General features: G+C 62.7%; 13 protein-coding genes. 1 reads left to right on the top strand and 12 read right to left on the bottom strand.

Translation table 11 applies throughout. The annotated features are described in order from the left end of the window. Window positions 1–2: 2 nt before the first annotated feature. Genes rplP through rpsJ form a run of 9 tightly spaced genes read right to left on the bottom strand, consistent with a single transcriptional unit; the run spans window position 3 to window position 4,725 of the window. Window positions 3–419, bottom strand: a complete 417-nt coding sequence (gene rplP / locus AB4068_RS02535; RefSeq protein WP_028265101.1) for a 50S ribosomal protein L16 — start codon at window positions 417–419, stop codon at window positions 3–5. After that, on the bottom strand, window positions 420–1,256 hold the full coding sequence (gene rpsC / locus AB4068_RS02540; RefSeq protein WP_028265102.1) for a 30S ribosomal protein S3: 837 nt from the start codon (window positions 1,254–1,256) through the stop codon (window positions 420–422). Continuing rightward, window positions 1,257–1,622, bottom strand: a complete 366-nt coding sequence (rplV, locus tag AB4068_RS02545; protein WP_028265103.1) for a 50S ribosomal protein L22 — start codon at window positions 1,620–1,622, stop codon at window positions 1,257–1,259. Between the two features lie 38 nt (window positions 1,623–1,660). Further along, window positions 1,661–1,942, bottom strand: coding sequence for a 30S ribosomal protein S19 (rpsS, locus tag AB4068_RS02550; protein WP_018773666.1), 282 nt, complete (start codon window positions 1,940–1,942; stop codon window positions 1,661–1,663). 12 nt (window positions 1,943–1,954) lie between these two features. Then, window positions 1,955–2,794 (bottom strand): 50S ribosomal protein L2, encoded by an 840-nt coding sequence (gene rplB, locus AB4068_RS02555; protein WP_028265104.1) that lies wholly within the window; start codon window positions 2,792–2,794, stop codon window positions 1,955–1,957. A 29-nt stretch (window positions 2,795–2,823) separates the two neighbouring features. Continuing rightward, window positions 2,824–3,129 (bottom strand): 50S ribosomal protein L23, encoded by a 306-nt coding sequence (rplW, locus tag AB4068_RS02560; RefSeq protein ID WP_059387362.1) that lies wholly within the window; start codon window positions 3,127–3,129, stop codon window positions 2,824–2,826. Beyond that, on the bottom strand, window positions 3,126–3,743 hold the full coding sequence (gene rplD, locus AB4068_RS02565) for a 50S ribosomal protein L4 (protein WP_059387361.1): 618 nt from the start codon (window positions 3,741–3,743) through the stop codon (window positions 3,126–3,128). The genes rplW and rplD overlap by 4 nt, the downstream gene beginning before the upstream one ends. Window positions 3,744–3,747: 4 nt before the next feature. Next, complete coding sequence (gene rplC / locus AB4068_RS02570) at window positions 3,748–4,398, bottom strand: 50S ribosomal protein L3 (protein ID WP_059387360.1); 651 nt, start codon at window positions 4,396–4,398, stop codon at window positions 3,748–3,750. Window positions 4,399–4,416: 18 nt separating this feature from the next. After that, window positions 4,417–4,725 carry a 30S ribosomal protein S10 gene (rpsJ, locus tag AB4068_RS02575; protein ID WP_003803825.1) on the bottom strand — a complete coding sequence of 103 codons (309 nt, stop codon included), beginning with the start codon at window positions 4,723–4,725 and terminating at the stop codon, window positions 4,417–4,419. 388 nt (window positions 4,726–5,113) lie between these two features. On the opposite strand from rpsJ, the gene AB4068_RS02580 reads away from it, so the two are divergent. After that, a complete protein-coding gene (locus tag AB4068_RS02580; RefSeq protein WP_307052492.1) occupies window positions 5,114–6,541 on the top strand; it encodes a GH1 family beta-glucosidase in 1,428 nt (475 codons plus the stop codon). A 33-nt stretch (window positions 6,542–6,574) separates the two neighbouring features. Here AB4068_RS02580 and AB4068_RS02585 read toward each other — a convergent pair whose 3' ends face one another. The 3 genes from AB4068_RS02585 to tuf form a co-directional block, all read right to left on the bottom strand. After that, the gene (locus AB4068_RS02585; RefSeq protein WP_284991831.1) at window positions 6,575–6,700 is read right to left on the bottom strand and encodes a hypothetical protein; all 126 of its coding nucleotides are present in this window, start codon (window positions 6,698–6,700) and stop codon (window positions 6,575–6,577) included. A gap of 28 nt (window positions 6,701–6,728) precedes the next feature. Next, window positions 6,729–10,889, bottom strand: a complete 4,161-nt coding sequence (locus AB4068_RS02590) for a hypothetical protein (protein WP_441432577.1) — start codon at window positions 10,887–10,889, stop codon at window positions 6,729–6,731. A gap of 196 nt (window positions 10,890–11,085) precedes the next feature. After that, complete coding sequence (gene tuf, locus AB4068_RS02595; protein ID WP_059387357.1) at window positions 11,086–12,276, bottom strand: elongation factor Tu; 1,191 nt, start codon at window positions 12,274–12,276, stop codon at window positions 11,086–11,088. Window positions 12,277–12,344 lie beyond the last annotated feature (68 nt).

Below are 12,344 nucleotides of genomic sequence, written 5' to 3' on the forward strand. Positions count from 1 at the left end.
TTCTATTCACCACCTTCGCGACGCACAATGCGTGCCTTCAACGGCAGCTTGTGGATTGCCAGGCGCAGTGCCTCGCGAGCTACCTCTTCATTGACACCGGCGAGCTCGAAGAGAACGCGGCCCGGCTTGACGTTTGCGACCCACCATTCCGGAGAACCCTTACCGGAACCCATGCGGGTTTCGGCCGGCTTCTTCGTCAGCGGACGGTCCGGATAAATGTTGATCCAGACCTTACCGCCACGCTTGATGTGGCGGGTCATCGCGATACGGGCAGACTCGATCTGACGGTTCGTGACGTAGGCCGGGCTCAGCGCCTGGATGCCGTACTCACCGAAGGTGACCTTGGTGCCGCCCGTTGCAGCGCCGGAACGACCCGGGTGGTGCTGCTTACGGTGCTTGACTCGACGTGGGATAAGCATTTAAGCCTGTCCTCCTTCTGCTGCGGGAGCAGCAGCTTCAGCTGCCGGAGCCTCTGCAGCAACAGGTGCTGCGTCAGCTGCCGGACGGTCGGTACGACGACGGCGGTCACCACGGTCGGCGCCACCCGGGCGGCCCGGGCGGTCGCTCGGACCACGGCCGCGGGACGGAGCAGCAGCTGCCTGCTGAGCCAGTTCCTTGGCAGTGACGTCGCCCTTGTAGATCCAGACCTTCACGCCGATGCGGCCGAAGGTGGTCTTGGCTTCGTAGAAGCCGTAGTCGATGTTCGCACGCAGGGTGTGCAGGGGCACACGGCCTTCGCGGTAGAACTCCGAGCGGGACATTTCTGCGCCACCCAGTCGACCGGAGCAAGCAATACGGATACCCTTGGCACCCGCACGCTGTGCGGACTGCATGGCCTTCTTCATCGCACGGCGGAAAGCCACGCGGGAAGTCAGCTGCTCAGCAACGCCCTGGGCAACAAGCTGGGCTTCCATCTCGGGGTTCTTGACCTCGAGGATGTTCAGCTGGACCTGCTTGCCGGTGAGCTTCTCGAGCTCGCCGCGAATGCGGTCTGCTTCTGCGCCGCGGCGGCCGATGACGATACCCGGGCGGGCCGTGTGGATGTCCACGCGGACACGGTCACGGGTGCGCTCGATTTCGACCTTGGCGATGCCAGCGCGCTCCATACCCGTGGACATGAGCTGGCGGATGCGGATGTCTTCGCGAACGAAGTCCTTGTACCGCTGGCCAGCCTTGGTGCTGTCAGCAAACCAGTGCGATACGTGATCGGTGGTGATGCCGAGTCGGAACCCGTGCGGGTTTACTTTCTGTCCCACTTAGCGAGCCTCCTCTTTCTCCGGGGTAGCGACTACCACGGTGATGTGGCTCGTGCGCTTCTTGATCTGAAATGCGCGACCCTGAGCACGCGGCTGGAACCGCTTCATGGTCGGGCCTTCATCAACAAACGCTTCGCTGATGTAGAGGTCTCCTTCGTCAAAGGCAACGCCGTCGCGGTCCGCGAGGACCCGTGCGTTTGCCATTGCCGACTGAACTACCTTGAATACCGGCTCCGAAGCTGCCTGTTCGGCGAACTTCAGAATTGCCAGAGCCTCATTCGCTTGCTTACCACGAACAAGGTTGACGACGCGCCGGGCCTTCATAGGCGTTACGCGGATGTGACGCGCAATAGCCTTGGCTTCCATTGCTTTCCTTCTCTCGTCTTAGCCGTAGAGCGAGCGCCTTAGCGGCGCTTGCCCTTACGGTCGTCCTTGACATGGCCGCGGAATGTCCGCGTGGGAGCGAATTCGCCGAGCTTGTGCCCGACCATCGACTCAGTGACAAACACCGGAATGTGCTTGCGTCCGTCGTGAACGGCAATCGTGTGACCCAGCATGTCCGGGACGATCATCGAACGGCGGGACCAGGTCTTGATGACGTTCTTGGTGCCCTTTTCGTTTTCCCTGGCGACCTTCACAAAGAGGTGCTGGTCTACGAAAGGACCTTTTTTCAGGCTGCGTGGCATGTGTCCAGGCTCCTATCGCTTGTTCTTGCCAGTACGGCGGCGACGAACAATAAGCTTGTCGCTCTCTTTGTTGGGGCGGCGGGTGCGGCCTTCACGCTTACCGTTCGGGTTGACCGGGTGGCGTCCACCGGAAGTCTTACCTTCACCACCACCGTGCGGGTGATCGACCGGGTTCATGGCGACACCACGGACGGTCGGGCGAACGCCCTTCCAGCGCATACGGCCGGCCTTACCCCAGTTGATGTTCGACTGCTCGGCGTTGCCGACCTCGCCGACGGTTGCGCGGCAGCGCACGTCAACGTTGCGGATTTCACCGGAGGGCAGACGCAGCTGGGCGAAACGGCCTTCCTTGGCGACGAGCTGAACCGAAGCACCTGCGGAACGGGCCATCTTGGCGCCGCCACCCGGACGCAGTTCAACTGCGTGGATGGTGGTACCAACCGGGATGTTGCGCAGCGGCAAGTTGTTGCCCGGCTTGATGTCAGCGTCGGGGCCAGCCTCGACGAAGTCACCCTGGGACAGCTTGTTCGGGGCGATGATGTAACGCTTGGTGCCATCAACGTAGTGCAGGAGGGCGATGCGAGCCGTGCGGTTCGGATCGTACTCGATTTCGGCAACGCGGGCGTTGACGCCGTCCTTGTCGTGGCGACGGAAGTCGATCAGACGGTACTGGCGCTTGTGGCCACCACCCTTGTGACGGGTAGTGATCTTACCGGTGTTGTTACGGCCGCCAGTCTTGTGCAGCGGACGCAGCAACGACTTTTCCGGAGTCGATCGCGTGATTTCGGAGAAGTCGGCTACGCTCGAGCCGCGACGGCCCGGGGTAGTCGGCTTGTATTTACGGATTCCCATAATTCATTTCCTCGTTAAAGTGGTCTCCGCTACGCGAGCGGACCGCCGAAGATGTCGATTGTGCCTTCTTTGAGGGTGACAATTGCACGCTTGGTGCTCTTGCGCTGTCCCCAGCCGAATTTGGTCCGCTTGCGCTTACCGGCACGGTTGATGGTGTTGATCGATTCGACCTTGACGGAGAAAATCTTCTCCACGGCCAGCTTGATCTCGGTCTTGTTCGAGCGGGGGTCCACCAGGAAGGTGTACTTGCCCTCGTCGATCAGGCCGTAGCTCTTTTCCGAAACGACGGGTGCAATGACGACGTCGCGCGGGTCTTTGATGGTGGCTGCACTCACTTGGCATCCTCCTCGTTCTTTGCCTTGTCAGCGATGAAAGCCTCGAACGCAGCCTTGGTGAAGACAACGTCGTCGGAAACCAGCACGTCGTAGGTGTTCAGCTGGTCTGCGTACAGAACGTGAACATCTGCGAGGTTGCGCACGGACAGTGCGGCAACATCGTTGGCGCGCTCGATAACAACGAGCAGGTTCCGACGCTCGGAGACTGCACGCAACGCGGCCAGTGCTGCCTTGGAGGACGGCTTGGTGCCGGCAACCAGTTCAGAAACGACGTGGATGCGGCCGTTACGGGCGCGGTCGGACAGGGCGCCACGCAGTGCGGCAGCCTTCATCTTCTTGGGGGTCCGCTGGCTGTAGTCACGCGGCGTCGGGCCGTGGACGATGCCACCACCGGTCATGTGAGGAGCACGGATGGAACCCTGACGGGCGCGGCCGGTGCCCTTCTGCTTGAACGGCTTGCGGCCTGCACCGGAAACTTCGGCGCGGGTCTTGGTCTTGTGGGTACCCTGGCGAGCAGCAGCGAGCTGTGCGACGACGACCTGGTGCAGCAGCGGCACGTTGGTCTGGACGTCGAAGATCTCTGCAGGCAGGTCTACCTTGACAGTGCTAGTCATTTAACTAGGCTCCCTTCACGGCGGTGCGTACGAGGACGACCTGGCCGCGGGCACCGGGGACGGCACCCTTGATAAGGAGCAGCGACTTCTCGGCGTCAACAGCGTGAACCGTAAGGTTCAGCGTGGTGTGACGTTCTGCGCCCATGCGACCGGCCATTTTCAGACCCTTGAAGACGCGGCTCGGGGTGGATGCGCCACCGATTGAACCGGGCTTGCGGTGGTTCTTGTGCGCACCGTGGGAGGCTCCAACACCGTGGAAGCCGTGACGCTTCATAACACCGGCGAAGCCCTTACCCTTGCTGGTGCCGACGACGTCGATCTTCTGACCGGCTTCGAAGAGCTCAACAGAAAGCTCCTGGCCCAGTTCGTAAGACGCGGCGTCTGCAGTGCGCAGTTCGACGACGTGGCGGCGAGGAGTTACGCCAGCCTTTTCAAAGTGACCAGCCAGCGGCTTGGTGACCTTGCGGGGATCGATCTGGCCGTAGCCGATCTGAACGGCGACATAGCCATCAGTCTCTGCGTTGCGCAGCTGGGTGATGACGTTGGAGTCAGCCTGGACGACAGTTACCGGGATGAGCTTGTTGTTCTCGTCCCAGACCTGGGTCATGCCGAGCTTCGTGCCCAGCAGGCCCTTTACGTTACGGGTTGCGGTCATAGTTTTCTCAGCACCTCCCTACAGCTTGATTTCGATGTTCACGTCAGCCGGCAGGTCGAGACGCATAAGCGAGTCAACAGCCTTCGGCGTGGGGTCGATGATGTCGATCAGACGCTTGTGAGTACGCATTTCAAAGTGCTCACGGCTGTCCTTGTACTTGTGGGGAGAGCGGATAACGCAGTACACGTTCTTCTCCGTCGGCAGCGGCACGGGGCCCACTACCGTTGCGCCTGCGCGCGTGACCGTCTCAACGATCTTCCGCGCTGAAACATCAATGACCTCGTGGTCATATGACTTCAGCCGGATGCGGATTTTTTGTCCCGCCATGTCGCCTGACTCTCTTTCAGTCTGTGCTGCCCTCGAATAAAGGCTGCCCTGTTCACTTACGTGTTGTATGTGGCTGCCGAAGCATTTGAAGTAGTACTACCACCCGCCGCACAAGCTGAATCCGGAGGGATCCGGGTTCCTCAACTTGCCGGTGTAACCGACCCCCGCGGTCGGGCGTGTCGCGATTTCCACGCAAACGCGTCCGTATTCCTTTGGGGATCTGGGTTATGTTTGGGCTTCAGCTTGGACCCTGACACCCGGCATTATCCGGATCGGGACGCGAAGAAGCGCTTGAACAACTCACCTAGTATGCCGGAATTCCCCGGCATAAGCCAATCGGGCCTCCCTGACCATTGCCATCGGCACCTGCGCTCGGGATGATGGGGGCATGACCGTCCAAGATGCTGCCACTGTGGGGGATCTTGCAGGCCGCATCCGGCCGGACTTCACTTTGGGTGTCGCTGCCGCGGCCTTCCAGATCGAGGGCTCGCTCACGGCGGACGGACGCGGACCGTCGAGCTGGGACGCGTTTGCCGAGAAACCGGGCGCGATCGTCGACGGGCACTCCCCTGCAGTCGCCTGCGACCACTACAACCGGACGGACGAGGACATTGCCCTCATGCAGGACCTGGGCGTGGATTCCTACCGGTTCTCCCTCTCCTGGCCGCGAATCCAACCCGGCGGCAAGGGGCCCATCAACCAACAGGGCCTGGATTTCTACGACCGCCTGATCGACAAGCTCCTGAAGGCCGGGATCTCCCCCATGGTGACCCTGTTCCATTGGGATACTCCCCTGCCGTTGGAGCACGACGGCGGCTGGCTGAATCGGGCGACTGCGGAACGGTTCGCCGAATACTCCGCCGCGGCCGCACACCGCTTCGGTGACCGCGTGGCGCAATGGGTCACCCTCAACGAACCGGTTTCGGTCGCGTTGCAAGGTTATGCGCTCGGTGTCCACGCTCCCGGCAGGCGGCTGCTCTTCGATGCCCTGCCGGCTGCCCACCACCAGTTGCTGGGGCACGGCCTCGCCGTCCAGGCGCTGCGCGCCGCAGGCGTGGCGGGAACTGTCGGCGTCGCCAATGTCCACTCTCCGGTCCGGCCCGCAAGCAAGCGGCTTGCAGACGGTCTCATGGCCAAGGCCTTCGACCTCATCTTCAACCGGGTGTACGCCGATCCCATCCTCCTGGGGAAGTACCCAAAGCCGCCGCTCCAGGTAAGGCCTTGGTTCCGGGCCTTGGGCAAGGTCCGCGACGAGGACCTCAAAACCATCCACCAGCCGTTGGATTTCTACGGCCTGAACTACTACTACCCCGTCAAGGTGGCCTCGGGCCGCGGCGACGGAACCGCCCACTGGAACACCCCGGACATGATGGCCAAGCTGCCGTTCCATCTGGCGGCGTTTCCCGAATACGAGACGACAGGATTCGGTTGGCCTGTGGCTCCCGAACACCTCGGAATCCTGCTGCGGGAACTGAAGGACCGCTACGGAGCAGCGCTGCCTCCGCTGTTCATCACGGAGAGCGGCGCGAGCTTTCCGGAACCGGACCACACCCAGGGTCCGGTGCACGACGCCGACCGCATCAGCTATCTTGCCTCGCACCTTGGCCAGGCCTTGAGGGCCACTGCCCCCGGCGGGATCGCCCACGACGTCAAACTTCTGGGCTACTACGTCTGGACGCTACTGGACAACTTCGAATGGGCCGCAGGCTATTCGCAGCGGTTCGGCCTGGTGCACGTTGATTTCGATACCCTTGAGAGAACCCCCAAGGACTCGTACTACTGGTACCAGTCCTTGAGCAAGGCGCGACGGGGCTGATTCGAAGTCACTTTGTGGACCGATTGTGCTAAATCAGTCTTTCCTGTTCGCCCGATTGATGCGCTTGGCGCGCTCGATCTCGCGGCGGAAGTATTTCCTTCCCCACAACACCCCGGCTACCACAACAACCACCAAGACCAGAAAAATCAGCGTTCCCATTTCGCATTCCTCCCTTGAGGCAACGGTATCAGGGCGCAGTCCTGTTGAGGCGCCAGACCGCAAGGACAATCAATGCCAAGGCGATCACGGCGAGCATCGCGAAGGCATAGGAACGAAGGGCCCACATCACGCTGAGCGCAACACCCACGGCACCCCACCACACGAACGTGCGCTCGGCGAGGACAAGTCCGGCAAGCACTAGCACCGCAAATCCGACGAGGACCCATAGCTGCTGTGGCACAGTGCCCGGGAAGAGGCTTCCTGGCACTATCGAGAGGAGGCCTCCGAAGGACAACAAGCCTGAAGCGATCCCCCCTCTGATACGCCCCTCCAGCGCGTCCCCAACGTAATAGCGCACCCCTGCCAAAACCGCACCTTGGACCGCGAACCACTGCACCACCCAAAAGAACTCGGGCCTGGCTCCATGGACGAAGAGGACCGCCCGCTGTGCGGCTGAGAGCACCAGCACCGCACCGAGCTCCGCGACAGCGAATCTGATGGCGCGTGGTACCTCGAGGAAAGCCACGGCCACGGCAGCGCCGAGCAAGCACGTTCCTGCCACAGCGGTGTCATCGTGCAGTAGGCCTGCAGCTGCGGCCAGGGCAAATCCCCCTCCTGCTGTTACAGCGAGCGACAACTTGCGCACTGGGTGCGATCCCACGCCCGGGATCCGGGACCAACGGACAGCGTAAAGCACAGCGGCCGATCCTGCGCAGCCCAGGAGCCACGGCAGGAAATCCTCCCATTGAGCCCCAGACAGCCACAGGAGCCGAGCGTCATCCAGGACCGAAGCAGCCAAGACAGTAGCACCAACGAGGCTCGCGGCGGAGGCTAGCGGGTAGAAGCCCGGCATTCCCTCGACGTGGGAGGCTACGAAGCACACCATTGCCAGCACCAGTCCAGCCATTCCCACGGCGGTGTCCGATACGTCAACGGACGCCACCCCTCCGGCACCGCCGAAGCCCAGCGCCGCCGCCAGCCAGAACCAATGTTCAGGGACGCCGCTTCCTGGTTGGACGAGTAGCCTCACGCAAGTCACCACGAGTGACATAGCGAGCAGCACCAGGGGCACAGCCGTGTGGCCCAGCAAGGGTTCGGCCAGCCAGGTCCCGGGAGGGAAGGACACTTCGGGTCCGGCTGCCACCACCACTGCGATCGACGCCGGAATGGTGAAATACACAGCGCCTCGGGCGGTGAAGATCCGATGCGCGACCACGGCGGAAACCAACAGCACGGCCAGCTCAAGCAGCAGCACCCAGCGGCCGCCGTCGTGGGCTTCCGGCTGAGACACAGACGAAAGGTACGTCGCCGGCAGCACTGCTTGCGCGCTGAGCGTCACCCACACTGCCGCCTGTTGGAAGGGAATCTGCTGCAATCGGTTCCGCATGAGCCCGCGGATGATGTGCTGCAGCACCAGGACTCCCGCGAAAGTCAGCGACACCGCCGTGGCGGAGGCTGATACGTCGTGGGCAAATACCGCGGCAACGGCGGCCGTGAGAATCCTGGCGGCGATGAAGTAGACGCCCTTCGCCATGCGCGCGGGCACCGCAGCGACCATGACGGCGCTGAATACGGCGAAGATGGCAAGCAAAGCCTCGACCTCGTGAATGTGCCCACCGCGAAGCAATAGCAAGAGCGCCAACGTCGCCGGCGCGAAGACCGCGGAGGCGGCCTCGGTGCGAAGCAGGAACCCCGCCGCCACAGCCGACCCCGCCATGGTGATCGAGATCGCCACCGCCTGCCAGCTTCCGGCCACGGAGCCGTCGGAGTACCTCCCGGAGACGCTGACGACGGCGACTGCGCCGGCCATGAAGGGGAGCACCACGGCGGAATCGACTGTCGCAAGGCCCCGGTCAATACTGCGGACCGCCTCCACGAGGGGCGGAATCAGTTGGACTGTCAAGGCGACGAACACCACGGTGGCAAGCTGAAGCCTCTCCCCCGCCACCACCAAATCGCCTCCGTCCCGGAGCAGCTGCAGATAGCCTGTGCCGGCGAGCAGGGTGACGAGCGCACGGGCTGCCCACCAATAGCTGCGGCGATGCAGGGTGCGGGGAAGGCGGAGCGCCTGAACGGCGAAGTACAGCGCGCCGACGAGCAACACCGTGTTTCCCAACGACACGGACACTGCCCCGAAGGACAACGCCCCCGACCAGGCAAATGCCGCCGGGGCGAGGAACTCGACCACCCTTCCGGTCCTCACGGCGTCGCCCACAGCTTTCGGGAACAGCGTCAAGCCGAGCAAAGCGACTGCAAGGACATGAATCACCACGGCCGATACAGTGAGGGGCTGGCCCGATGCTTGGTCCAGCAAAAAAAGCAAAGGCAGCGCTGCCATGCCGGTACCGGCAAAGGCTGCGAGGCAGGCGGTCGGCGCGAAGGTGCTGACACCCGAGCGGATCAGCGCGGCCTCCAATAGCAACTGGAACGTCACTGCGGCGAGGAACGCCAGGACGACGGCGGCAAGGCGCTCGGGAGTCTCCGGCACTACCGCCGCCGTCGCTGCCGGGACACTGAGAGTGAGCGCAATGCGCCCCGCGAGGACAAAGGCCTTGCGTTTGCCCTCCCTAGGCCTGCTTGCGCGCAGCAGCCAGAACGCGCCGGCGATAGCCAACAATGCCGCTGTCGGCCAACCGCCCAGCTCATCGGCAAACGGGGCAGCAATCACAAGAGCGGCAACAGGGAGCCACTCGGCCTCGCCGCCCAGCTTCCACGCCAGGACCAGACCGCACAGGAGGGCCGCGAACAACGGGATCCCCACGGGCGTCCCGGAATGCCGGACCAGGATGGCAAAGCCCGCCATGAAGGCAGCCGCCGATTGAAGGCCAAAACACGCCACGGCATCAATGCGGCAGCGCCGGATCGCCTGGGATGTGCCCGGCCCAGGGAACCAACGGACCAGCCTGCTGCTGTCGAATGCCGACCATAGCGACTGCGCCGCAAGGAGAACGATGCCGGCCAGCAGCACTTCCGGGAGTCCAAGCCCCGCGTCGGACAGGAGTACAAGGAACGCCACCGTGAATGAGAGCCGCGCGGCATAGAACTGTGGGAGCCGGAAGATGCCCTGCGGAAGGGCCGCCATCACGGCAAAATACAGTCCACACGCCATCATGACGATGGCGTACTCGCCCTTCCCCAAATGTTGGGGAACGAAGCTCGCGGCAAGCGTAACGAGCGGCACCACATAGGGGTGGAGGGACATCAAGGGCCGGACATAGACCGGCGGAAGCCAGCGCGGTCTGCGCATGGCTATCAGGGTCAGGACTACGGCGAATCCGATCAGGCATGCGAAATACCAGACGAGGGCACCGCCCAGCATGGACACGCCCGACCACGCCGCGGAGACCACGAAGCTCAACGACAGGAAAGCGAGAACCCTGTTGTCGAGTCGCACCGCGGCGACAACATAGGCCACTGTCCCGACGACGGACGTAACCAGCCAGGCCGCCGGGCCATTGTGCAACGCGAAGTTGTACATCGCCAGGCCCGTCACGGGGATCAACGCAAGGCCTGTTCCCGCGAAGGCGATCGCGGCGGGCCGAAGCCTGGAAGCCCTCGCATGGAGGATGAAACCCGCAGCATAGAAGGCAGCCGTGATGGCCCAGACTCCGACGAAGCGGAGAACGGACGGAAGGCCGGAGCCGATGAACAGCGCCGAAGCGGCGACCAGCAGAAGGCTTGCCACGTAGAGGGTGATGTTGATGTTCTGCCGATCCCGCTTCCGCTTCCGGGCCGCTTCCTCTTCCCGCAGGGCCTCCGGCGGGATCCGGGCCTCTGGCGACTGGATTGCTTGCATCCGGGCTGGTTGCGGCTGGATGGGGAATGGCCAAGGTTCAAGTGGAACGGGCAGGGCCGGAACGGTCTTGGCTGGGGCGGCCTGGCCTGGAGTTGCTAGGGCCGGGACGTCCTGGACGGGAGCTGTCGCGCGCGTTTGCCAACCCTCCGGGCGCGACGGGCCGGACTCCCGGTACTCCGCGGGAGCAGCGCCGCGGTGGGCCTCGGCGTCGCGCCACCCTGCAAGGTGGCCGGCCAGATAGCCTGAGCGATACTGCCTGACGGAATCGTCTGCAAGCCGTGAGGCAGCACGTTCGGCAAGCCAACGCCCTTTCGATTTCCCTGAGGAATACGACACCAAAGCAGTGACCAGGACAAAAACCATTACGAGGATGGTGCCAAAGAAGCCAGACATTCCTGCTCTCCTGTCCACGGGCGACGAAGCCGCACGGCCTGCGGATCCGCGAAGTCACGGATCCACACTTCGTCATTAATCCATTCGATAGATAAACCATAGCAAAGAAGAACCCCGCCACAATAGTGACGGGGTTCTTCTTTGCTTTGCTACCGGACGCCAGGCGTCCGATCCTCCACCGATCTACAAGTAGAAACTACTTGATGATCTTGGTAACACGTCCCGAACCAACGGTGCGGCCACCTTCACGGATTGCGAAGCCGAGGCCCTCTTCCATAGCGATCGGCTGGATGAGCTCAACGGTCATCTCAGTGTTGTCGCCAGGCATAACCATTTCCGTGCCTTCCGGCAGGGTGATAACGCCGGTTACGTCCGTGGTACGGAAGTAGAACTGCGGGCGGTAGTTCGAGTAGAACGGGTTGTGACGTCCGCCTTCGTCCTTGGACAGGATGTAGACGTTGGCCTCGAAGTCGGTGTGCGGGGTGATGGAACCCGGCTTGACGACAACCTGGCCACGCTCGACGTCGTCGCGCTTCAGACCGCGGAGCAGGAGGCCACAGTTCTCGCCGGCCCATGCTTCGTCGAGCTGCTTGTGGAACATCTCGATACCGGTAACGGTGGTCTTCTGGACCGGACGGATACCAACGATTTCAACTTCCGAGTTGATCGCGAGGGTACCGCGCTCGGCGCGACCCGTAACAACGGTGCCACGACCGGTGATCGTGAAGACGTCTTCGATCGGCATCAGGAACGGCTTGTCGCGGTCACGAACGGGGTCCGGAACCGAGTTGTCGACAGCTTCCATGAGGTCCTCGACGGACTTGACCCAAACCGGGTCGCCTTCGAGTGCCTTGAGGCCGGAAACGCGGACAACGGGAGCGTCGTCGCCATCGAAGCCCTGAGCGCTGAGCAGCTCGCGAACTTCCATTTCAACGAGGTCGAGAAGCTCTTCGTCGTCGACCATGTCGGACTTGTTCAGCGCGACCAGCAGGTAGGGAACACCAACCTGGCGGGCGAGCAGAACGTGCTCGCGGGTCTGAGCCATCGGGCCGTCAGTGGCGGCAACCACGAGGATCGCACCGTCCATCTGGGCAGCACCGGTGATCATGTTCTTGATGTAGTCAGCGTGACCCGGAGCGTCTACGTGTGCGTAGTGGCGCTTCTCGGTCTGGTACTCAACGTGGGAGATGTTGATGGTAATACCACGCTGGCGCTCTTCCGGAGCAGAGTCAATCGACGCGAAGTCGCGCTGCTCGTTGAGAGTGGGGTACTTGTCGTACAGCACCTTGGAAATGGCGGCAGTCAGCGTCGTCTTACCGTGGTCAACGTGACCAATGGTGCCGATGTTGACGTGCGGCTTAGTCCGCTCGAACTTTGCCTTTGCCACAGGTTCCTCCTAGAACGATTTCAAGTGAGTTGCTCCTCGGCCGCGCTTTTCGCGGCAGAAACTCCAGC

The organism is Arthrobacter sp. 2RAF22 (assembly GCF_052115325.1).
Classification (GTDB): Bacteria; Actinomycetota; Actinomycetes; order Actinomycetales; family Micrococcaceae; genus Arthrobacter.

Coding starts and splice junctions, on each gene's coding strand:
- rpsS (WP_018773666.1), bottom strand. CDS start 1,942: ATGCCACGCAGCCTGAAAAAAGGTCCTTTCGTAGACCAGCACCTCTTT.
- rplP (WP_028265101.1), bottom strand. CDS start 419: ATGCTTATCCCACGTCGAGTCAAGCACCGTAAGCAGCACCACCCGGGT.
- rplD (WP_059387361.1), bottom strand. CDS start 3,743: ATGACTAGCACTGTCAAGGTAGACCTGCCTGCAGAGATCTTCGACGTC.
- rpsJ (WP_003803825.1), bottom strand. CDS start 4,725: ATGGCGGGACAAAAAATCCGCATCCGGCTGAAGTCATATGACCACGAG.
- rplV (WP_028265103.1), bottom strand. CDS start 1,622: ATGGAAGCCAAGGCTATTGCGCGTCACATCCGCGTAACGCCTATGAAG.
- rplB (WP_028265104.1), bottom strand. CDS start 2,794: ATGGGAATCCGTAAATACAAGCCGACTACCCCGGGCCGTCGCGGCTCG.
- AB4068_RS02590 (WP_441432577.1), bottom strand. CDS start 10,889: ATGTCTGGCTTCTTTGGCACCATCCTCGTAATGGTTTTTGTCCTGGTC.
- AB4068_RS02580 (WP_307052492.1), top strand. CDS start 5,114: ATGACCGTCCAAGATGCTGCCACTGTGGGGGATCTTGCAGGCCGCATC.
- rplC (WP_059387360.1), bottom strand. CDS start 4,398: ATGACCGCAACCCGTAACGTAAAGGGCCTGCTGGGCACGAAGCTCGGC.
- AB4068_RS02585 (WP_284991831.1), bottom strand. CDS start 6,700: ATGGGAACGCTGATTTTTCTGGTCTTGGTGGTTGTTGTGGTAGCCGGG.